This is a genomic window from Erwinia sp. S43 (assembly GCF_016624745.1).
In the GTDB taxonomy this organism is placed as follows: domain Bacteria; phylum Pseudomonadota; class Gammaproteobacteria; order Enterobacterales; family Enterobacteriaceae; genus Erwinia; species Erwinia coffeiphila.
The window spans coordinates 23093-43779 of sequence record NZ_JACVTX010000032.1; the positions used below are offsets into that span (position 1 = coordinate 23093).

18 protein-coding genes and 1 pseudogene are annotated in these 20687 nt (G+C 56.0%); 17 read left to right on the forward strand and 2 right to left on the reverse strand.

All coding sequences use genetic code 11. The features are described 5' to 3' along the window. The first annotated feature begins 94 nt into the window (after positions 1 to 94). From IBT47_RS23940 to IBT47_RS23955, 4 genes are all read left to right on the forward strand, one after another. A complete protein-coding gene (locus IBT47_RS23940; protein WP_105593334.1) occupies positions 95 to 877 on the forward strand; it encodes an IclR family transcriptional regulator in 783 nt (260 codons plus the stop codon). 12 nt (positions 878 to 889) lie between these two features. After that, positions 890 to 1339 (forward strand): universal stress protein, encoded by a 450-nt coding sequence (locus tag IBT47_RS23945; protein WP_105593335.1) that lies wholly within the window; start codon positions 890 to 892, stop codon positions 1337 to 1339. Between the two features lie 53 nt (positions 1340 to 1392). Beyond that, positions 1393 to 2202, forward strand: a complete 810-nt coding sequence (locus IBT47_RS23950; protein ID WP_234472078.1) for a hypothetical protein — start codon at positions 1393 to 1395, stop codon at positions 2200 to 2202. A 298-nt stretch (positions 2203 to 2500) separates the two neighbouring features. After that, the gene (locus tag IBT47_RS23955; RefSeq protein WP_200563554.1) at positions 2501 to 2782 is read left to right on the forward strand and encodes a hypothetical protein; all 282 of its coding nucleotides are present in this window, start codon (positions 2501 to 2503) and stop codon (positions 2780 to 2782) included. 117 nt (positions 2783 to 2899) lie between these two features. Here the strand turns inward: IBT47_RS23955 and IBT47_RS23960 are convergent, their stop codons facing one another. Next, positions 2900 to 3058 (reverse strand): hypothetical protein, encoded by a 159-nt coding sequence (locus IBT47_RS23960; RefSeq protein WP_200563556.1) that lies wholly within the window; start codon positions 3056 to 3058, stop codon positions 2900 to 2902. Positions 3059 to 3350: 292 nt separating this feature from the next. On the opposite strand from IBT47_RS23960, the gene IBT47_RS23965 reads away from it, so the two are divergent. Beyond that, complete coding sequence (locus IBT47_RS23965) at positions 3351 to 4232, forward strand: SMP-30/gluconolactonase/LRE family protein (RefSeq protein WP_200563506.1); 882 nt, start codon at positions 3351 to 3353, stop codon at positions 4230 to 4232. A gap of 49 nt (positions 4233 to 4281) precedes the next feature. On the opposite strand, the gene IBT47_RS23970 is transcribed toward IBT47_RS23965, so the two are convergent. After that, a complete protein-coding gene (locus IBT47_RS23970) occupies positions 4282 to 5511 on the reverse strand; it encodes an OFA family MFS transporter (protein WP_200547866.1) in 1230 nt (409 codons plus the stop codon). A gap of 839 nt (positions 5512 to 6350) precedes the next feature. On the opposite strand from IBT47_RS23970, the gene tssB reads away from it, so the two are divergent. The 12 genes and pseudogenes from tssB to IBT47_RS24030 all read left to right on the forward strand — a co-directional run bounded on the left by tssB (position 6351) and on the right by IBT47_RS24030 (position 20596). Further along, on the forward strand, positions 6351 to 6848 hold the full coding sequence (gene tssB / locus IBT47_RS23975; protein WP_200563508.1) for a type VI secretion system contractile sheath small subunit: 498 nt from the start codon (positions 6351 to 6353) through the stop codon (positions 6846 to 6848). A 34-nt stretch (positions 6849 to 6882) separates the two neighbouring features. Then, the gene (gene tssC, locus IBT47_RS23980) at positions 6883 to 8430 is read left to right on the forward strand and encodes a type VI secretion system contractile sheath large subunit (protein ID WP_200563510.1); all 1548 of its coding nucleotides are present in this window, start codon (positions 6883 to 6885) and stop codon (positions 8428 to 8430) included. Between the two features lie 9 nt (positions 8431 to 8439). Beyond that, a complete protein-coding gene (gene tssK / locus IBT47_RS23985) occupies positions 8440 to 9780 on the forward strand; it encodes a type VI secretion system baseplate subunit TssK (RefSeq protein WP_200563512.1) in 1341 nt (446 codons plus the stop codon). Beyond that, positions 9777 to 10463: a type VI secretion system protein TssL, short form gene (tssL, locus tag IBT47_RS23990; protein ID WP_200563514.1), complete on the forward strand. Its 687-nt coding sequence runs from the start codon at positions 9777 to 9779 to the stop codon at positions 10461 to 10463. Before tssK ends, tssL begins: the two co-directional genes overlap by 4 nt. Beyond that, complete coding sequence (locus IBT47_RS23995; RefSeq protein ID WP_200563516.1) at positions 10460 to 12184, forward strand: OmpA family protein; 1725 nt, start codon at positions 10460 to 10462, stop codon at positions 12182 to 12184. The genes tssL and IBT47_RS23995 overlap by 4 nt, the downstream gene beginning before the upstream one ends. A gap of 4 nt (positions 12185 to 12188) precedes the next feature. Then, positions 12189 to 12680, forward strand: a pseudogene (hcp, locus tag IBT47_RS24000) (type VI secretion system effector Hcp). A 178-nt stretch (positions 12681 to 12858) separates the two neighbouring features. Continuing rightward, positions 12859 to 15522 carry a type VI secretion system ATPase TssH gene (tssH, locus tag IBT47_RS24005; RefSeq protein WP_200563518.1) on the forward strand — a complete coding sequence of 888 codons (2664 nt, stop codon included), beginning with the start codon at positions 12859 to 12861 and terminating at the stop codon, positions 15520 to 15522. After that, on the forward strand, positions 15519 to 17900 hold the full coding sequence (locus IBT47_RS24010; protein ID WP_200563520.1) for a type VI secretion system Vgr family protein: 2382 nt from the start codon (positions 15519 to 15521) through the stop codon (positions 17898 to 17900). Before tssH ends, IBT47_RS24010 begins: the two co-directional genes overlap by 4 nt. 6 nt (positions 17901 to 17906) lie before the next feature. Further along, positions 17907 to 18686, forward strand: coding sequence for a DUF4123 domain-containing protein (locus IBT47_RS24015; RefSeq protein ID WP_200563522.1), 780 nt, complete (start codon positions 17907 to 17909; stop codon positions 18684 to 18686). Between the two features lie 92 nt (positions 18687 to 18778). Continuing rightward, on the forward strand, positions 18779 to 19312 hold the full coding sequence (locus IBT47_RS24020) for a DUF3304 domain-containing protein (protein ID WP_200563524.1): 534 nt from the start codon (positions 18779 to 18781) through the stop codon (positions 19310 to 19312). A gap of 108 nt (positions 19313 to 19420) precedes the next feature. Continuing rightward, positions 19421 to 19954 carry a DUF3304 domain-containing protein gene (locus IBT47_RS24025; RefSeq protein WP_200563526.1) on the forward strand — a complete coding sequence of 178 codons (534 nt, stop codon included), beginning with the start codon at positions 19421 to 19423 and terminating at the stop codon, positions 19952 to 19954. A gap of 108 nt (positions 19955 to 20062) precedes the next feature. Next, positions 20063 to 20596: a DUF3304 domain-containing protein gene (locus tag IBT47_RS24030; protein WP_200563528.1), complete on the forward strand. Its 534-nt coding sequence runs from the start codon at positions 20063 to 20065 to the stop codon at positions 20594 to 20596. The last annotated feature ends 91 nt before the right edge of the window (positions 20597 to 20687 follow it).

Genomic DNA, 20687 nt, shown 5'->3' on the forward strand with positions numbered 1-20687 from the left:
ACATCTTGATGCAGTGTATTGCAATGCGATGCAGTGTGCCGGACAGGGTAAAAAAGTGCTACAGTAAGCCCGACATCAAGGAAAGAGAATCGTTATGTCTGAACCCTCAATACCGCACGACGAAGAACGGACCGGTGGCATTCAGGTCATCACCCGGGCGGCAAAAATTCTGGATGCGCTTGGCGCAAAACCTAACGGTATGAGCCTCGGCGAAATTGCGCTGGCGGTGGATTTGCCGCGTTCAACCGTACAGCGCATTGTTGCCGCGCTGGACTCGGTCAAGCTGGTACGCAGTCACGGTGCCGGTGGGGTTCGCCTTGGCCCGGCGCTTCTGCGGCTGATCGCCAATGTGCATACCGACGTGGTGACGATTGCTCAGCCCTGGCTTCAGGCGCTGTGCCAGGCAACGGGCGAAACGGTGTCGCTGGGCAGAGCAAGCGGGCTGCAGCTGGCCATCGTGCACTATGTGGTGGCCGATCGCGAACTGCGCGTGGTGCCGCGCATCGGTATGAACCTGCCGCTCTACAGCACCTCCGGCGGCCGTGCGCTGCTGGCGCTGGACAGCGATGAGGCCGCCCGGGAGCTGCTCGGCGAAGCCTACCAGGCAATCACCGATCTCACCGTGCGTGATTTCCCTGCGCTGCTGGCGCATTTAACGGAAATTCGCCATACCGGTCTGGCCTATGACCGTGGCGAAACGCTGGAAGGGGTGTCAACGATGGCGGTGGCTATCGATACTATTCTGGGGCGTTTCTCCATCAGTCTTCTGGTCCCCACTCCCCGTTTTGAAAGATTTGAAGATCATTACCGTCAGGAGATCCTGAAATGTAAGCTCGGGATGGTGGATGAAATTGGCAAAGTGGCATTGCGTGACTAACAGGAGAAAGCTATGAAAACGCTTTTGGTCGCCGTTGATAACTCTGGGATTGCTCGTAAGGTTGTGGCTCTGGCCACGGAACAGGCGCTGGCGCTGCGGGCCGAGGTGGTGGTGCTGTGCTGTATTGACGTCAGCTATGCGTCATCCGGGCCATTTGAGATTGAAGCCGGGGAAGATCCCGGTGATTTTGGCATGGCGCTGGACGAACAAAACACCGCTGAAGCCGTGGTACGGCGCGCACTGTCGGAACTGCAAAAGTCCGGCGTAACGGCGCGCGGACGGGTGATTGCCGGTGAATCGGCAGAAACCATCGTTGCCCAGGCTAATGCGCTGAACGCCGCGATGATTATTATGGGGCGGCGGCACCTTTCTTCATTTAACCGTCTGCTGAAAGGCTCGTGCAGCGCATCGGTGATAGAACGCGCCAGCTGTCCGGTTTTAGTCGACGTTCGGGCGGATTAAGCCCTTTTATCTCAGGCCGGCATAACCGGCCTGACTGCATCAGGAAAACCGTTTTGATTTCTCAACCCGTATTGATTTCTTCAGCGATCGCGCTGGTCTGGCTGGTGGTGATTGCGCTACTGGTGAAGCGCGGCAGCCTGGGGAAAATTGCCGCTTTGCTGCTGCTGATCCTGCCCCTGGCGGCGGGAAACCTTTATTACTTCCGCTGGATGGCACCGCAGCAGGCAGAGACGGCCCGACTGGATGCTGCCCAGCTAAAACTGGCGACGCTGCCGGTTTGGCGTACCGTCAAAGTGCAGCAGCTGGCCCTGTACAAGCAGGCCAGCGATGAGCTGCTGAACGGTCTGCATAGCGGTTTGACTGAGCAACAGGCTTTTGACCGACTGCGCCCGCTGGCGGCAGACCTGCTCAACCAGCGAATTAACGCTGCCGCCGACGATGATCTTATCGGCTATATGAAAGTGTCGCTTGAAGAGATGAAGCAGCTGCGCCAGCAGAGTACCGATCGCTGCTTCCGCTTCCTGTTCCCGCAGGTCAGGGGAGGCGTGGATATTGCCGAGTTGCTGCCGCAGCCGCTGGTTGAAAGTGAAATGCAGGCGATGGACCGGCTGTTAGTGAACAGCCGAGATGGCGATCGTGCGGTGGACTTGCCTCGCGGCCGCAAGCAGCTTCAGTCGGTAGTCAGAACGCTGTACGGAAAGTGGGGCAGTGACTTACAAACCCTTAACACTCCGGCAGAACCGGGCGTGGATGAAAGCAAACTCTGCGATATGACCATCGACCTTTATCAATCTGTGCTGGCACTTGCGGATAAAGATTCAGCCAACGTGTTGCGTATAATTATTAGTGGAACAGGTAATTAACCCTGAAAAAAAGCCCGCTCGCCGCGGGCACAAGTCATTAAGTAAAGCAATGATATAACAATAAAAAACCTGGTGTGGTTCCGACATTTGCGTTGTCTGGATGCATAGTCGCACTGAACGGCTGATAACGCCAGGCGTCTCCCCGAATTGATTCAATCGGTAAAACATTGCATTTTTCTGCTCTGTACTTTGTGAGGTATGCAGATGCACCGCTGAGTAAAAAAATGCAAATGCGCCGTAGTCTGATAGTCCCCGGAGGCGAGGTTGTTATCATGCTGCCCGGAGGAAATGAGCAATGATGAAAACAAAAATAACCGCCTTATTGGCACTGCTGCTGCTGGCCGGATGTACGTCCAGCAAGCCTGGCGCATTTGAAAAAGTGGACGAAGACCCGGCGGTGAATACCGTACAGTATCGCTTTAACCCGACTAAAGTGGACAAGGTGGCGCTGGCTGAAGATATCGAGCGTTACTGCACCGAAAGGGGATTTGATAAAGTAGAAGCGCTGTCTCCGCAGGAGAGCCACGTACCGGGATTAATGAAAACCTGGTATCAGTGTAATTACAGTATTAAAAGCTAAAAAAATGGGCGGATAACTATCCGCCCAAATTTTATCAATAATAACTACTCTTCTTTATTGTTATCTTGCCGTGCGCAGGCTTTGCCCGCCGTCGGTGAGATAGCTCACCGGATAAGTTTACCAGCCCCGATGCGGGCCGCCGTGATGGTGGCCACCATGATAGCCACCACCTCCGTGATATCCGCCTCCGCCATGATGAGGCGGTGCAACGATACAGCCGCTTAGCATGATAATCAGTGCCATTACAGAGGTCGCTTTCATTATATTTTTCATCATTTCACTCCTGCCATTTCGATACGTACAAATTTAACAAGGCAAAGTGGAGGAATAATGCTGGCAGTGTAGAGTTATTTAATTAGATATTTCAAATAATTTCAGCGGTGAGATTTATAATCTTTAAATTTTACTCTTAAATAAGAATAATATTAAACATACTCCAATTTGATAAGAATCATCTTAAATCAGGGTTGGATCGGATTCATCTCCGTGAAGCCGCCAGATTTATTGTTGTGCTTCTGATACTGAAATAACGTAAATTCTATCCGTACATTCTCATCAAGGAGCGGTAATGAGCTATCAGGTAGAAAACGTACTGCGCGCGCAGACCGAGCTGGGCGAATGCCCGCTGTGGGACAGGCAGCAGCAGGTGCTGTGGTTTGTCGATATTCTTGCTCCGGCGCTGCATCGTTTCGATCCATCCAGCGGTGAGCATCAGGTTTGGCCGGTTGCGGAAGATATTGGCTGCATCGGCCTGCGCGAAGAAGGTGGGTTGATTGCCGCACTGCGCAGCGGGGTGTGTTTCCTTGATGAACAGGGGAAAATCGTCCGGCGGATCGCCGAAAACCCCGGTGAAGCGGCGCGGAGCCGCTTTAACGATGGTCGCGTCGATCCCTTTGGCCGCTTCTGGTGCGGCAGCCTGTGGGAACCCCAGGATCGTAACGGCGGCAAACTGTGCCGCGTAGACGAGAATCTGCGGCTGACGGTTCAAGCGGAGGACGTCAAAATTTCTAACGGGCTGGCATTTTCACCCGATCGCCGCTGGATGTATCACACCGATACGCCGAACGGCCTGATGTATCGCTATCCGCTCGATGCCGCAGGTGAGCCGGGAAAAAGGCAGGTGGTCAGGCACTTTATCCAGCAGCAGGGCGGTTTACCGGACGGCGCTGCGGTGGACAGCGAAGGTTTCTACTGGTCGGCAATGTTCGACGGCCAGCGGGTGATTCGCCTTGACCCAACCAGCGGTGACATTGTTGATGAGATCCCGCTGCCGGTGCGCTGGCCCACCATGGTGGCGTTTGGCGGCAGCGATTTGAAAACGCTGTATATCACCAGCTCGCGTGAAAACCGGACGCCTGAAGAACTGGCGAAGTATCCGCAGTCCGGCGATCTGTTCGCGGTGCGGGTCAGCGTGGCCGGATTGCCCGAGCCGCGCTTTATCCATCAATAAAGAAAAACCGCCGTCGGTCAGGACGGCGGTTCTGCTTATCAATCCGCTATCAGGCGTGCTGCAGTTCTTTTTTCTGCTGTGCGCTGGCGTTTGGCATGCGGATCACCGCAGACATCAGCAGTGAGACTACCAGTAGCGCCATAATCAGGCTGAAGGTCACCATAAAGCCACCGAACAGGGAGGCAATCAGCGAGCCAAGCACGCTACCGATACCGAAGCCGAGGTAAATCACGCCGTAGTTTTTGGTCAGGTTATTGAGGCCGAAGAAATCACTGACCAGCGATGGATAAACGGTAATGGTGCCACCGAAGCTGAAGGCTACGCAGGCGACGGCAATAAAGAAGGTGGTTTCATTCATGCTGCTGAACAGCAGGATGCCCATACCGCAAAGGGAGACCACCTGCGCCAGGCTGATCACCCGAATACGCGCTACCTTATCAGACATAATGCCCAGCACCAGGCGACCGCTGAGGTTAGCGATAGCGATAATGGTGACTGCGCTGGCGGCGGTCTGCGCGCTGAGGTGAACCAGGCTCTCACCGATATCCTTCGCCACGCCAATCACATACAAACCGCTCATGCAGGCTGTCAGGAACATCAGCGCCAGCATCCAGTACTGCGGCATACGCATAGATTCTGCCAGCGTGAAATCGCGAGCTGGCTGAGCGCTGCTGCTACTGGCTGATGCTTTCTGCAGTGGTGCATCTTTCATCATCAGTGAACCCAGCACGATCATGCTCATCGCCAGTCCGCCCCAGATCATAAAGGTGGTTTCCAGGCTGTTCACGCTGAGCAGGTAGCTACAGATAAATTTAAAGCCCAGGCTACCCAGTCCGTAAGCACCGATTGAGCAGGCAGAAATCAGGCCTTTACGCTCCGGGAACCACTTCACGCAGTTAGACAGGGTGATCAGATAACCCGCGCCATCCGCCAGGCCGACCAGCACGCCAGCGGTCAGGTACAGCATAAACAGGTTATCAGCCTGCGAGGTCAGCATCAGACCCGCGGCCATCAGTAAACCGGCGGACAGCGTGACCTTACGCACGCCAAAACGCTCCTGCAGTTTCCCGGCAACGGAAGAAGCCAGGGCCAGGCCAAGACTCAACAGACCAAAGGAGAATGCGACCTTACTGATCGGTGCATCCAGCTTGCTGGACAGCTGTCCGTTGAACAGGCTCCAGGTATAAACCGAACCGAGGGCAAACTGAGTAATGATGGTGCCAATCAGGGTTAGCCAGCGGGTGCGGTTAACGCTGCTGCTTAATGTTGGTGTGCTCATGAAATTCTCCCAATGGGAATGCTAAGAATCTTTAAATTGGGGAAATTTTAAGCCTGCCAGCGATACAGGCGGCGGTAAAAGGCATGAAGTGCCGCATTCAGGGAATGAAATGCACGGATAGCGACATGAATGGCATCTGGCAGCCGTTTTGATGGACTTGAAGTAAAGTGAATATATTGATTTAAGTCAATTTTTTTTAAAATTTAGCAGCCGGGTCGTGTGGTGTCAATGGGGCGACGGTGGTTGATAATAGTGGCCGAGAAGGCAGCGGTAGTTCTTTTCCTGCTGCTCGCGCTGTTTGCCAGATGGAGACGTAGCCTGACATTAAGTTCACCGGATCTACGGAGGGAGTCAAATACTCCTTTTGTGGTGTTATGTCGATATTTATTCATCTCTACTTTTAACATAGTAAAAAATCCAATATCGATGTTCGTTTGGTATTTTTCTTATTTTTGCGTGTTAGCTCAAGTAATGGTTAACATTCTCAGTATTGAAAAGTGTATTTAAATGAACTTATCCTAAGAAACCTCTTATTAATTTTGGTGTTTATGAGGAAATAATGATATTGGTCAATTTTTCGTTGTTTTAGTGTTTTATTTTGTAATGCCCTGTTAAAACTTGCGATGTTTCTTTCTTTTAACGTGTGCCGAAGCGAAATTTGGTTGTTTTACGACTATTTTTTCGTGAAAACAGAAGGGTGTTTGTTTTTTAATAACAAGAGTTTTCTAATTTTTATGTTTATATTTGCGTATTTGATTAATTAAGTCTGAATGCTCTATTATCGCCCGAAAAGAAATTAAGACTGCAATTCTTTACATGGCGATATCAAAGAGGGATTTATGAGCGACAGCTTCCAGAAGGAAATACCAAAAGCACGTATTAATCTGAAACTCGATCTTCATACCGGCGGTGCCAGTAAGAAAATGGAATTACCGCTGAAATTACTGGTTGCCGGTGATTTCAGTAACGGGCAGGAAACCGCACCGTTATCAGAACGCAGTAAAACAGACATTAATAAGAATAATTTCAACAGCGTACTGGCGGAATATTCTCCGTCGGTGGATCTCACCGTTGAAAACACGCTGGCCGGAGACGGTAGCGAAGAACATATTCATCTCACCTTCCGTAATATGAAGGATTTCACCCCTGAACAGGTGGCCCGCCAGATACCTCAGCTCAAGGCCATGCTGGCCATGCGCAACCTTCTCCGCGATCTGAAAGCCAATCTGCTGGATAACCAGAACTTCCGCAAAGAGCTGGAAAAAATCCTGCTTGACCCGGCACTGAGCAATGAACTGCGTAGCGAACTGTCCGCGATGGTGCCGGAACAGGCATAAACGGTCGCAATGATTAACGGATTAACAAGAGAATATGCTGATGTCTGTACAAAATGAGAATGCTACTGCTGCGGAAAATGTCACCCTTGAACATCCGCAGGCGGGCGGCGTTTATGCTTCCCTGTTTGAAAAAATCAACCTCCATCCGGTTTCCTCTCTCAGCGCGCTGGATATCTGGCAGGATGCACAGGCGATGTCCGATGCAACCGCCGATGAGCGCCTGACCGCCGGTATGCAGGTATTTCTGGAACGCCTGCGCCAGACAGGAACCAAAGTTGAGAAGCTGGATAAAGCGCTGATTGACCACCATATTGCCGAGCTGGATTTCCAGATTGGCCGCCAGCTTGACGCGGTACTGCACCATCCGCAGTTCCAGGCCGTTGAGTCGCTGTGGCAGGGCGCTAAATCGCTGGTGGATAAGACCGACTTCCGCCAGAACGTCCGAATTGAGCTGCTGGATCTGTCTAAAGAGGATCTGCGCCAGGACTTTGAAGACGCGCCGGAAGTGATTCAGAGCGGTCTCTATCTGCAAACCTACGTGGCGGAATATGACACTCCGGGCGGCGAACCGATTGCCGCGCTGATTTCGGCCTGGGAGTTCGACGCTTCGGCGCAGGACGTGGCCCTGCTGCGCAATATCTCTAAAGTCTCCGCCGCCGCCCATATGCCATTTATCGGCTCGGCCGGGCCGAAATTCTTCCTGAAGGAGTCGATGGAAGACGTGGCGGCCATCAAGGACATCGGCAACTACTTTGACCGTGCGGAATACATTAAGTGGAAATCCTTCCGCGACACCGATGACTCGCGCTATATCGGGCTGGTAATGCCGCGCGTGCTGGGCCGTCTGCCGTACGGACCGGACACCGTGCCGGTACGCAGTTTTAACTACGTGGAAGAGGTGAAAGGCCCGGATCACGATAAATACCTGTGGACCAACGCCTCGTTTGCCTTTGCGTCCAACATGGTGCGCAGCTTTATTGATAACGGCTGGTGCGTGCAGATCCGTGGCCCACAGGCCGGCGGTGCGGTGAAAGACCTGCCGATCCACCTGTACGACTTAGGGACAGGCAATCAGGTGAAAATCCCGTCTGAGGTGATGATCCCTGAAACCCGCGAATTTGAGTTCGCCAACCTTGGCTTTATTCCGCTGTCTTATTACAAGAACCGCGACTATGCCTGCTTCTTCTCGGCCAACTCCACTCAGAAACCGGCGCTGTACGACACCGCCGACGCCACCGCCAACAGCCGGATCAACGCCCGCCTGCCGTATATCTTCCTGCTATCGCGCATCGCTCACTATCTGAAGCTGATCCAGCGCGAGAACATCGGTACGACTAAGGATCGTCGCCTGCTGGAGCTGGAACTGAACACCTGGATACGTGGCCTTGTCACCGAGATGACCGATCCTGGCGACGAGTTGCAGGCCTCCCACCCGCTGCGTGACGGCAAAGTGGTGGTGGAGGATATCGAAGATAACCCGGGCTTCTTCCGCGTGAAGCTGTATGCGGTGCCGCACTTCCAGGTGGAAGGGATGGACATCAATCTGTCGCTGGTCTCGCAGATGCCGAAAGCGAAAGCATAAGGGCGCTGAATGAGAACGGAACAACCGTTATGGGGCCGGGGCATTATGCTCTCGCCCCAGCATTTTCAACAGCAGGCTGCTTATGCGGCCTGGTCTGCGGAATTTATTGCACGTCTCGGGTTGTGCCGGCCGTGGGGTGTGATCGAAGCCTCTTTCGAAGATGATGCGCTGAAACTGGGCCGCCTGCAGGCCCGGCGTCTGTGCATTCGTTTCCAGGATGGAACACTAATTGACACCAGCAATGCCGATGCGCTTCCCCCGGTGCTGCCGCTGGAAGGAGAACAGGGTGAAATGGTCGTGCTGCTGGCACTGCCGCTGCTGCGAGCGAACGGCGGTAACTGCCTGAAACCCGAAGAAGCTGCCGAACGTCCGGTACGTTATCGCCAGCGCTGGCGTGATATTCGCAATCAGTTTGGCGATGACGATCGCCAGATTGCGGTGATGCAGCATGAGCTTTGTCTGCGTTTTGCCCATCAAAACAACAGCGACTACCTCACCTGTCCCGTTGCGCGTCTGCATCTGGACTCGCAGGGGCTATGGTCGCTGGATGACAGCTTTCTGCCGCCGATGCTTACCCTGCAAAGCAGCGGCTGGCTGATGCAGCAGCTTGATCAGCTCATGGTCCAGTTGCGTGCCCGCTTAACGAGGCTGATGGCGATGCGCCGGGAAAGTAACGCACGCATGGCGGATTTCGCCGTCGCTGATGTGTCGCTCTTCTGGTTGCTCAATGCGCTAAACGGCGCTGAGCCGGTACTGGCGCAGTTTCTGCAGTATCCACAGAGTGCACCGGAACGTCTGTATCCTGAACTGGCCCGGCTGGCCGGCAGCCTGCTGACCTTTTCGCTGGAGCATCAGAGCGGTGCGATCCCGCCATGGCAGCACGAACGGTTGAACGATGTGTTTCCTCCGTTGTTTGCGCTGCTTAATGAGCTGCTGGAAGCCAGCTTGCCATCGCGCGTAGTGGCGATTGAGCTTAGCCACGATAAGCGCATGCGTCAGTGGCTGGCGCGTCTGCAGGACCCTCGCCTGCGCGACGGGGCGGATTACTACCTTTCCGTTCGCTCCTCCCAACCTGTTGCACAGCTGCTGGAGCAATTCCCGCGCCAGTGCAAGGTCGGCAGTCCGGATTATGTCACCAGTCTGGTCAACGCATCCCGCCAGGGGATACCTCTCAAGCCGCTCAGCCATGTTCCTGCCGCCATCCCACTTCGGCTGGAGAACCAGTATTTCTCGCTGGATCTCACCCACCCGGCAGCGCGGGAAATGCTGGAAAGCGGCAACTGTATGTTCTACACGCCGGGCACGCTGGGCGAGCCTGAACTTGAACTTTACGCGGTACTAAGAACATGAGTGAGAGCAAACGCAGAGCGGTCTCATCCGTCGATATTGATGCGCTATTTCAGGATACCTGGTTACAGGTTATCAGCCTGCGCCACGGCCCACTGTTTCAGGAGGGAGAAGGCTACCTTCTCTGGCAGCGCTGTGTAGCGGAAATAGAACGTGTACAGCAGTCGCTTAACGACGGAGGGGTGGATGACGCCGGCCGTCAGCATATTCTTACCGCACACTGCGCCCTGCTGGATGAGGCGGTGAAAAGCCGTGGCGTGCAGGACGACGCCTGCATGCAGTGGTACGACATGCCGCTACAGGGGCATTTTCTTGGCACGATTGAGGCGGGGGACACGTTGTGTGACCGCATGCGCGCCGTGCTGCGTGAAACGCAACCCGATGCTGCCGTGTTGACCTGTTTTCACCGGGTCATGCTGTTGGGATTTATCGGTAGCTATCATTCGCTGGACGATCCTCAGCGTGAGCAGCTGGTTAAGATGCTGAACGATCGGGTTCCACCGTTTACTCCGCAGGATCAACCGGTGCTGGCGAATGCTTATGCGGCGAGCCGTATCGGCCCATGGTTTACATCCTGGCCGCTGCGTATTGGCGTGAGCGTCGCGATCCTTATTACGCTCTGGTGGGGGTTGGACCGATCCCTGGACAGGATGTTGGCGACCCTGCTGCCGGGAGTGATTCCATGACCTCTACGCAGCGCAGCGTGCTGGCGATATGGGGAGCACTGCTGAGCGCCGTTGTATGCCTGGGTTTTTTGCCGCTCCCACTGCGCGCAGCAACAGGGATAACGCTGATTTGCATTGGCGCGATCGCAGTCGTCTGGTTTCTGATGGCCCGTGGCAGGGGACATAAGGCGGCGATTCGCTTCGACAATTTGCCGGACGCCAGCTGGCGGCAGCCGGTGGTGCTGGTGTGTGGTGATATTTCACAAGTGTGGCCGCAGGAGTCTCCGGTACTGGTGCTGTCGCAGGGCTGCTGGATCAACGTCGCGAATCACCAGGACATGGAACAGGTTGCCCGCCATCTGCTGTGGCTGCGCCCCGACTGGGGACGCCAGCTGTCGCTGATGGTGAACATCTCTCCGCAGCTGCAAACGGATACGGAAACGCTGACTGGCCGTTTACTGACCCTGCGCTGGCAGTTAAGCCAGCTGCGCCGAGAAACCGGCTGTGCGATCCCGCTGCTGCTTCATGCTCAGTTGGGTTGCAGCATGATGCACGAAAACCTGTGGCAGACCGCGATTGCAGATCACGCTATCCAGGTCTGGCGTGAAGGAGCGCCCCCGTTATCGGTAGCAACCTGGAGCGCCAGCGAGGGGGCCCAGGCTGTGCAGTCGCAGGTGATCATCGGAAGCCTGTCCGCATGGTTTAGCCAGCATGTAGCCGCAGTGTTTACTGATGAAAATCCGGATATCCCTGCTGTGCTGCCTGTGGCGATCGTTTGGGGGGCTGGCCCTGCTCTTGCCGGTGCCTTACCGGAGTCTGCCTGGCTCAACTGGCTGCGTAAGCACAGCGCGATGCAGCATGTTTCTGGCTGGTCTCCCGCGCCAGACAACGCGACCACGCACCCGGTACTGCCTGACTTTATCCTGCCCCTTTTACCCCGGGGGGCGGGATTGACACCCCGCCAGCGCCTGTACCGTGCCGGACTGACGGCCTTTACCTTTGCGGCGATTGTGGCGCTGTGCAGCAGCGGCTGGAACAACCGTCAGCTGCTGCAGCGGATGAATTTCGATATCCAGCATTTCTATCGTATCGCCAGCGGCGACCACATTCGTAAAGCCGAGGCCCTTAAGATCCTACAGCAGGATGCCGCGCAGCTGGATGGCTGGGCCCGCAACGGAGAGCCGATGTCTCTGGGGCTCGGATTATATCGGGGTGAAAGCCTGCGTCTGCCGATTCTGACGGCGATTCGCTCCTATACACCGCCATCTCTACCGCAGACGCAGAAAACGTTGCCGAAGGCCCAACAGGAAGCCGCGCCGCAAATTATTCGCCTCGACAGTATGTCGCTGTTCGATTCCGGCAAGGCAGAGCTGAAGGCGGGATCGACGAAAATGCTGGTTAATTCCCTCGTGGGAATCAAGGCGAAACCAGGCTGGCTGATCGTGATCAGTGGACACACTGATAACACCGGTAATTCCGGGCTTAATCAGGCGCTGTCGCTGAAGCGTGCGGAGGCGGTTCGCAACTGGATACGCGATACCGGCGACGTGCCGGAAAGCTGTTTTGCAGTACAGGGCTATGGCCAAAACCGCCCGATTGCAACCAATGACACGATGGAAGGGCGGGCGCTCAACCGCCGTGTCGAAATCAGTCTGGTACCGCAGGCCGATGCCTGTCAGATACCGGACAAAACCCCAGCGTCATCTCAGGATGATGACGTATCACAACACAATGGAGAGTAATTCCATGGCAATTCCTGTTTACCTTTGGCTAAAAGACGACGGCGGCGCGGACATCAAAGGGTCCGTTGACGTACAGGATCGTGAAGGCAGCATTGAGATCGTGGCCCAGGAACACAACCTGTACATCCCGACCGATAACAACACCGGTAAGCTGACCGGTACTCGCATCCACACCCCGTTCCTGTTCACCAAGGAAATCGATGCGTCCAGTCCGTACCTGTAAAAGGCCGTCACCACCGGGCAGACACTGAAATCTGCGGAGTTCCGCTGGTATCGCATCAACGATGCAGGCCAGGAAGTGGAGTATTTCAATACCAAACTGGAAAACGTCAAGCTGGTGAAAGTGAATCCGAAGATGCATGACATCAAGGACCCCGCCTACGAGAAACACAACCATCTCGAACAGATCGAGCTGCGTTACGAAAAAATCACCTGGACCTACAAAGACGGCAACATCATTCATTCCGATTCCTGGAATGAACGCGCCACGGCGTAAGTCTCCGGCGGGCAGATTTCCTGTCCGCCTTTTTTGTTTTTGCCGAACGCCTGTGGTTACGGGCGTTCAGCAAAAATAACCCTATGGAAATTCGACCTGATGCGCTTTGAGTTCTTTGCATAAAGAAAAGCGATGGGCGGTAGCGTGCCTCAAGGTCCCTGACAGCGAGTTAACTAACATGGAAAACCCCGCAATTCTCCTGCGTCGTCTCAACCCTTACTGTGCCCGCGCGATGGAAGGCGCAGCGTCGTTGTGCCAGATCCGCGCTCACGCAGAAATTTTGCCGGAACACTGGCTGCTGAAGTTGTTGGAGCAGGGGGAGGGCGATCTGACGGTGCTGGCGCGCCGCTATGAATGGGATATGGACGGGATGTGGCAGTCGCTGCTGGACTGGCTGGATAGCCTGCCGCGTTCGGTGCGCGGACGCCCGCAGCTGTCAGAGAATCTCCAGTCGCTGATGCAGCAAGCCTGGCTGCGGGCGTCGCTGGCGGGGGAAGAAAGTATTCGCAGCATTCATCTGCTGATGGTGCTGATCGACAAACCGAAAACGGTGCGCTGCGACGGGCTTTGGCCGCTGCTGACCCTGGGTCAAATACAGCTGGAACGCCTGCGCCCGCTGCTGGACAGGCAGTCGGACGAGCGCCCGGAAGTCCAGCAGGAAGCGGAGCTGGCACGTATCCCGGCAACGGAAGAAACGATCGCCACTGCGGCTGACGGCACTGTGAACCATGAGAACGCGTTGTCTCCCGCACTGCAGAATGCGCTGGATAAATTCACCCTCGATGTAACCGCAAAAGCACGGGAGGGAAAAATCGACCCGGTATTTGGCCGCGATACTGAAATCCGCCAGATGGTGGATATCCTTTCCCGCCGCCGTAAAAACAATCCGATTCTGGTGGGCGAGCCGGGCGTAGGTAAAACGGCGCTGGTGGAGGGGCTGGCGCTGCGGATTGCTGAAGGTAACGTACCGGAGAGCCTGAAGCCGGTCAGCCTGCGTACGCTCGATCTTGGACTGTTACAGGCCGGTGCGGGGGTAAAAGGTGAATTTGAGCAGCGGCTGAAAAACGTCATTACTGCGGTACAGCAGTCACTCACGCCGGTACTGCTGTTTATTGATGAAGCACACACGATAATCGGTGCCGGTAACCAGGCGGGCGGCGCGGACGCGGCTAACCTGCTGAAACCGGCGCTGGCGCGCGGCGAATTGCGCACCATCGCTGCAACTACGTGGAGCGAATACAAACAGTATTTTGAACGCGATGCGGCCCTGGAGCGCCGCTTCCAACGGGTTTTAGTGGACGAGCCGGATGATGATACCGCCTGCCTGATGCTTCGCGGTCTGAAATCCCGCTACGCGGAGCATCACGGCGTTTATATCACCGACGATGCGGTACGCGCGGCCGTCACGCTTTCCCGCCGTTACCTTACCGGGCGACAGCTGCCGGATAAAGCGGTGGATCTGCTGGATACCGCGGCTGCCCGCGTACGGATGAGCCTGGATACGCTGCCGGAAGCGATTGTGCATCTGCAAGCGCAGATAAATGCGCTGGAGCTGGAGGAACAGGCGCTGCGGGAAGATATTGCCGCTGGCAGCCCCCCGAAAAGCGAACGGTTGCACGACATTGCCCATCAGCGTGAGCGGCTCAGCGCAACCCTGCAACATTCGCAGGCGCGACTGGCGGATGAAAAAAGCCTGGTGCAGCAGCTGATTGCGCATCGTCAGCAGGCCGATTCGACGGATGCAGCAGGCTTACGGCAGCAGCTGGCTAGCTTGCAACAGGACGAGGCCCTTATTCAGCTGGATGTGGATAGCCGTACGGTAGCAGGCGTAATCGCTGACTGGACCGGCGTGCCGCTCTCTTCTCTGATGAAGGATGAACAGACAGAACTGCTCAATCTGGAAGCGGAGATGGCGCGGCACGTAATAGGCCAGGATGCGGCACTCAATGCGATAGCCCAACGACTGCGTGCGGCCAAAACCGGATTGACCCCGGAAAATGGCCCGCAGGGGGTATTTCTGCTGGTGGGCCCGAGCGGCGTGGGCAAAACCGAGACCGCGCTGGTACTGGCCGATGTGCTCTACGGCGGTGAGAAATCGCTGATTACCATCAACCTTTCCGAATATCAGGAACCGCATACCGTTTCGCAGTTAAAAGGCTCACCGCCGGGGTACGTCGGTTACGGACAGGGGGGCATTCTGACCGAAGCGGTGCGTAAACGCCCCTATAGCATTGTGCTGCTGGATGAGGTTGAAAAAGCTCATCGCGACGTTATGAACCTGTTCTATCAGGTGTTCGACCGTGGATTTATGCGTGATGGCGAAGGGCGTGAAATCGACTTTCGCAATACGGTGATCCTGATGACTTCTAATCTGGGTAGCGATGCGCTGATGCAACTGTTGCAGGAACAGCCGGAAGCCACAGAAAGCGATTTGCATCAGCTGCTGCGCCCGGTGCTGCGCGACCACTTCCAGCCCGCGCTGCTGGCACGCTTCCAGACGGTAATTTACCGATCGCTGGCACAGGAACCGATGCGTGCCATCGTCCGGATTAAGCTCGAACAGGTTAGCAAGCGCTTGCATCGGCACTATGGGCTGAAAACACACATTGCCGACAGCCTTTACAACGCACTGACCGCCGCCTGCCTGCTGCCGGACACCGGGGCGCGCAACGTGGACAGCCTGTTAAACCAGCAGATCCTGCCAGTGCTGAGCCAGCAACTACTGGTGCATATGGCGGCGAAGCAGAAGCCACAAACGCTGACGCTCGGCTGGGATGAGGACGACGAGATCGTGATGGAGTTTGATGGCGAAACGGCAGAAGAACAAGGAGAGCAGCCATGAGTGCAGCACCGCTTAGCGTGGCATTCAGCCACAGCCACCACCTGCTGGCGGTACGCGGCAGTGATGCGGATCTGGACGTCCTGGTCTTTGAAGGCCGGGAGGCGCTAAGCCAGCCGTTCAGTTACCGCATTGAGTTCACCAGCAGCCAGCATGCCATCAGCAGGGAAAGCATGCTGCTGAAACCGGCGTCGCTGACGCTGCAGGCCCCGGTGGATCAGGGCCGGGGGATTAAAATCCAGCAGCCGGTGCGGGTGATCCAGGGTGTGGTTACGGGGTTTGACCGCCTCAGCACCTCAAAAGACGAGACGCGCTATGCCCTGACGCTGCAGCCCCGGCTGGCGCTGCTGGACCGCTCGCACCAGAACGCCATTTATCAGGACATGTCGGTGCCGCAAATCGTGGAGAAAATCCTGCGCGAGCGCCACGACATGCGCGGTCAGGATTTCCTGTTCTCGCTGGTGCAGGACTATCCGCGCCGCGAGCAGGTGATGCAGTACGGCGAGGACGACCTGCACTTTATCCGCCGTCTGCTGGGGGAAGTGGGTATCTGGTTCCGCTTCACCACCGACACGCGGCTGAACATTGACGTGGTGGAGTTTTACGACAGCCGGCAGGACTGTGAGCCGGGCCTGACCCTGCCCTCGGTCCCGCCGTCGGGCCAGCATTCCGTGGGCGTGGACTCGGTGTGGAACATGGAAAGCCATCACCGGGTGGTGCAGAAGCAGGTCAGCACCCGGGATTACAACTACCGCCTGGCCACGGAAGACATGAACGCGCAGGTGGATGTCACGCGCGGCGACCCGACCACCTGGGGTGATGCCTACCATTATGCCGACAACTACCTGACGCCGGGCAGTGCGCACGACCGCAACCCGGCCCCGGAGACCGGCGCATTTTATGCCCGCATCCGTCATGAACGCTACCTGAACGGGCAGACGCAGATCCGCGCCACCAGCAGCAGCCCGACACTCTCTCCGGGGCAGGTGCTGAAGGTGACCGGGGGTGATGAAGTGGCGGCGGTGTTTGCTGACGGCGTGGTGATTACGGCGATAAGCAGCCACGCGCGCCGTGACGCCGACTTTACCGTGCATGTTGACGGCATCCCGGACGGCACCGACTTCAGCTTTCGCCCGGCACCCGGCTCCCGTCCGGTGATGGCCGGTACGCTGCCGGCCCGGGTGACCAGCACCACGCCGAACGACACCTACGGCCATATTGATAAAGACGGCCGCTACCGGGTCAACATGCTGTTTGACCGGGATAACTGGGAAACCGGCTTTGAAAGCCTGTGGGTACGCCAGTCGCGGCCGTACGCGGGGGATACGTACGGCCTGCACCTGCCGCTGCTGGCGGGGACGGAAGTGGCGATAGGCTTTGAGGACGGCAACCCGGACCGGCCATACATTGCCGGGGTGCTGCACGACTCGGCGCACGGCGACCACGTCACCATCCGTAACTACAGACGTAACGTACTGCGCACGCCGTCAAACAACAAAATCCGGCTGGATGATAACCGCGGGCAGGAACACATCAAGGTCTCGACGGAGTACGGCGGCAAAAGCCAGCTGAACCTGGGTCACCTGGTGGACAGCGAGCGGCAGAAGCGGGGCGAAGGTTTTGAGCTGCGGACGGACAGCTGGGGCGCGATACGGGCGCAGAAGGGGATATTTATCTCGGCGGATGGCCAGGCGAAGGCGCAGGGCGAGGTGCTGGAGATGGGGGCGGCGGTCAGTCTGCTGAAAGGGGCCGTGAACCAGCTGACAGAATGGGGACCCGTTGCGCAGGCTCACTATAATGTTGCCCCGGATGTTGTGCCGCTGAGAGCATTATTTTCAGGTGCCAGCGAGCTTAAAGAATCCACGCTGCTGATGTCAGCACCGAAAGGTATCGCCGCCGTCACCCCGGAATCGGCATTAGTCCACAGCGGGAAAGGTCTGTATCTGCAAAGCCTGGGCGAAATCAACATCAGTACGGCGAAGCGCTATTCAGTTAACGCGAGCCAGGCTGTCTCCTTGCTTGCTCAACGGGAAGGTATGCGCCTGGTGTCGGCTAAAGGCCCGCTGGCCGTAGAGTCACATGCTGATACGCTTTCGCTGACGGCACTGAAAGATGTCACGGTGCAGTCCACCCAGGGCCATCTTCAGCTAACGGCGAAAAACGGGATCACGCTTGCCTGCGGCGGGGCCTATATCCGGCTGACTCCAGCGGGTGAAGTGGAGATTCATGGGCCTGGCTTGCTGAGCCTGAAGGGACAGCATAAATGGATGGGCCCGACGAGCCAGGACTTTCCTCTGCCGGAGCTGCCATCGTCAGTGTGTAAAGAGTGCCTTAAAAAGGCGCAGGAGCTTGCGCAGGGTTTTGTGCCAAGGGAGGCATAATTGAACATGTCCGGCATCACCAATTGGATAAACAAGCTTCAGCATACCTGTGCTGAAATTGAAGCTAACCACCTCGATTTTATTATCGACCAGTGCGGTATCGATTTTTCAGTTATCCCGGTACTGAAGGAGTTTAGCCCCCACCTTAAATGGCAGTCTCTTTACCAGGGATTACCGGAGGATGCCCTGCAGGAAGAGGCTCCACTGCTGGTAAGGATTACGCTAAAAGACCCACAGCAGCGGCAGTGGTTTATTGAGCTGGCGCAGAAAGCACAAGAAACTGCTCCGCTGCTGGTGATCGGCTCCCAGTGGTCTTTTTCTGCATTGGCGGAATGGTTAACGGACTGCACCGATGCAACGCATGAGGGGCGTGCGGGTCTGTTTCGCTACTTTGATGCGAGAATTTTCCCTTTTTTGTTCTCCGATATTTTGTCTCCAGAGCAGCAGGCCCAGCTGCATCGCCCAGCGCTGTTCTGGAGCTGGCTGGATCGTGATAACCATCCTGCGCTGCTGATAGGTAACGGGGCACAGCCCGGAAAAAGTGAAAAGTGCCAGAAAATAGCCTTCAGCGATAGTCAGTTCGAATGCCTGATGTGCATTTGCGATGTGAAGCTGTTGCTGCGCCACCGGCACATTGCTGAGGACGGGTTTACTTCTCAGGAAGAACGGTTTTCGGCCTGTTTCCAGGCCATGCTTTCTGCGACGAAAAAAGGAATCTTGCTGGACAAAGAACGAGAGGACTGGGTGATAAGCGCTCTTGCTGAACGATATCATACCGAATCCTGAACGCTCTCTTACGATGATATTCGTTAGCGGCTGGCGGATATTGTGGTTAAGCAATACGCAACCGATCTCTACATTTATCAAAGGAATGCAAAATGAAATCACGCTATTACCTTGCGGCGCTGGGTGCGCTGCTGCTGACCGGCTGCAGCCAGCCTGCCGCGAAGGCGCAAATCCGCAGCGGCGGCAGCGGGACCATTGAGGCGATCAACCATACCAAATGGGCGATCAACCACTTCAGCGTGAACGGCCAGTCGGGAATAGACATTATCGGGCCATATCAGGGCGGCGGCGGGGGCTGCTGCTTTGGCGTGCCGTCGAAATGGCGACCGGGTATGACGGTTAAAATCGACTGGGAAACTGGAGTGGGCGGGTCGGAGGGTTTTCCTGGCTTTGGTGATGACGCGAAATATCTTGCCTGGGAAAAAAAAATGAAGGCCCAGAATAAGCAGCACAGCACGGTTGTGCGCGTGCCGGACTATACGGGGCAAGAAACCTGTGGGATCACGGTACATTTTTTGCCCTGTGACGAGGTTAAGGTGACCACCAGCTGTGTGGTTTATGGCTATCCGGGCCATCCAATTAAGGACCCGATTAAGATGACGGAGCCGAAAGTATGTCCGAAATAATCACCGATCTTCACTCACTCCCCCTCAGCACTGTTTAGCCATGTCTGGCCGGCAGGCCATGGCTAAGCAGTGTGCACGTAATCCGTTCATTGAATAAAGGAATGCAAAATGAAATCACGCTATTACCTTGCGGCGCTGGGTGCGCTGCTGCTGACCGGCTGTAACCAGCCTGCCGCGAAGGCGCAAATCCGCAGCGGCGGCAGCGGAACCATTGAGGCGGTCAACCATACTAAATGGGCGATCAACCACTTCAGCGTGAACGGCCAGTCGGGAATAGACATTATCGGGCCGTATCAGGGTGGCGGCGGGGGCTGCTGCTTTGGCGTGCCGTCGAAATGGCGGCCGGGTATGACGGCTAAAATCGACTGGGAGACCGGGGTAGGAGATATGGAGGGTTTTCCTGGTTTTGGTGACGATGCAAAATATCTTGCCTGGGAAAAAAAAATGAAGGCCCAGAATAAGCAGCACAGCACGGTTGTGCCCGTGCCGGATTATACGGGGCAAAAGACCTGCGGGATCACGGTACATTTTTTACCCTGTGACGAGGTCAGGGTGACTACCAGCTGTGCAAGTTACGGTCGGCCGGGCCATCCAATTAAGGACCCGATTAAGATGACGGAGCCGAAAGTATGTCCGAAATAATCACCGATCTTCACTCACTCCCCCTCAGCACTGTTTAGCCATGTCTGGCCGGCAGGCCATGGCTAAGCAGTGTGCACGTAATCCGTTCATTGAATAAAGGAATGCAAAATGAAATCACGCTATTACCTTGCGGCGCTGGGTGCGCTGCTGCTGACCGGCTGTAACCAGCCTGCCGCGAAGGCGCAAATCCGCAGCGGCGGCAGCGGAACCATTGAGGCGGTCAATCATACCAAATGGGCGATCAACCACTTCAGCGTGAACGGCCAGTCGGGGATTGATGCCATAGGGCCATATCAGGGCGGCGGCGGGGGCTGCTGCTTTGGCGTGCCGTCGAAATGGCGGCCGGGTATGACGGTTAAAATTGACTGGGAAACTGGTGAGGCATCAACAAAAGGATTCCCAGGTTTTGCAGATACGGCCAGGTATTTGGACTGGGAAAAAAAAATGAGTGCTAATAACCGTGAGCACAGCACGGTTGTGCCGGTGCCGGACTATACGGGGCAAAAGACCTGCGGGATCACGGTGCATTTTTTACCCTGTGACGAGGTCAGGGTGACCACCAGCTGTGCAAGTTACGGTCGGCCGGACCATCCGATTAAGGACCCGATTAAGATGACGGAGCCGAAAGTATGTCCGAAATAATCACCAATCTTCACTCACTCCCCCTCAGCACTGTTTAGCCATGTCTGGCCAGCAGACCATGGCTAAGCAGTGTGCACCTAATCCGTTCATT

What these genes read in the sequence shown, in the direction of transcription:
- IBT47_RS23940 (WP_105593334.1), top strand. Translation starts at nt 95, where the DNA reads ATGTCTGAACCCTCAATACCGCACGACGAAGAACGGACCGGTGGCATT.
- IBT47_RS23945 (WP_105593335.1), top strand. Translation starts at nt 890, where the DNA reads ATGAAAACGCTTTTGGTCGCCGTTGATAACTCTGGGATTGCTCGTAAG.
- IBT47_RS23955 (WP_200563554.1), top strand. Translation starts at nt 2,501, where the DNA reads ATGAAAACAAAAATAACCGCCTTATTGGCACTGCTGCTGCTGGCCGGA.
- IBT47_RS23960 (WP_200563556.1), bottom strand. Translation starts at nt 3,058, where the DNA reads ATGATGAAAAATATAATGAAAGCGACCTCTGTAATGGCACTGATTATC.
- IBT47_RS23965 (WP_200563506.1), top strand. Translation starts at nt 3,351, where the DNA reads ATGAGCTATCAGGTAGAAAACGTACTGCGCGCGCAGACCGAGCTGGGC.
- IBT47_RS23970 (WP_200547866.1), bottom strand. Translation starts at nt 5,511, where the DNA reads ATGAGCACACCAACATTAAGCAGCAGCGTTAACCGCACCCGCTGGCTA.
- tssB (WP_200563508.1), top strand. Translation starts at nt 6,351, where the DNA reads ATGAGCGACAGCTTCCAGAAGGAAATACCAAAAGCACGTATTAATCTG.
- tssC (WP_200563510.1), top strand. Translation starts at nt 6,883, where the DNA reads ATGCTGATGTCTGTACAAAATGAGAATGCTACTGCTGCGGAAAATGTC.
- tssK (WP_200563512.1), top strand. Translation starts at nt 8,440, where the DNA reads ATGAGAACGGAACAACCGTTATGGGGCCGGGGCATTATGCTCTCGCCC.
- tssL (WP_200563514.1), top strand. Translation starts at nt 9,777, where the DNA reads ATGAGTGAGAGCAAACGCAGAGCGGTCTCATCCGTCGATATTGATGCG.
- IBT47_RS23995 (WP_200563516.1), top strand. Translation starts at nt 10,460, where the DNA reads ATGACCTCTACGCAGCGCAGCGTGCTGGCGATATGGGGAGCACTGCTG.
- tssH (WP_200563518.1), top strand. Translation starts at nt 12,859, where the DNA reads ATGGAAAACCCCGCAATTCTCCTGCGTCGTCTCAACCCTTACTGTGCC.
- IBT47_RS24010 (WP_200563520.1), top strand. Translation starts at nt 15,519, where the DNA reads ATGAGTGCAGCACCGCTTAGCGTGGCATTCAGCCACAGCCACCACCTG.
- IBT47_RS24015 (WP_200563522.1), top strand. Translation starts at nt 17,907, where the DNA reads ATGTCCGGCATCACCAATTGGATAAACAAGCTTCAGCATACCTGTGCT.
- IBT47_RS24020 (WP_200563524.1), top strand. Translation starts at nt 18,779, where the DNA reads ATGAAATCACGCTATTACCTTGCGGCGCTGGGTGCGCTGCTGCTGACC.
- IBT47_RS24025 (WP_200563526.1), top strand. Translation starts at nt 19,421, where the DNA reads ATGAAATCACGCTATTACCTTGCGGCGCTGGGTGCGCTGCTGCTGACC.
- IBT47_RS24030 (WP_200563528.1), top strand. Translation starts at nt 20,063, where the DNA reads ATGAAATCACGCTATTACCTTGCGGCGCTGGGTGCGCTGCTGCTGACC.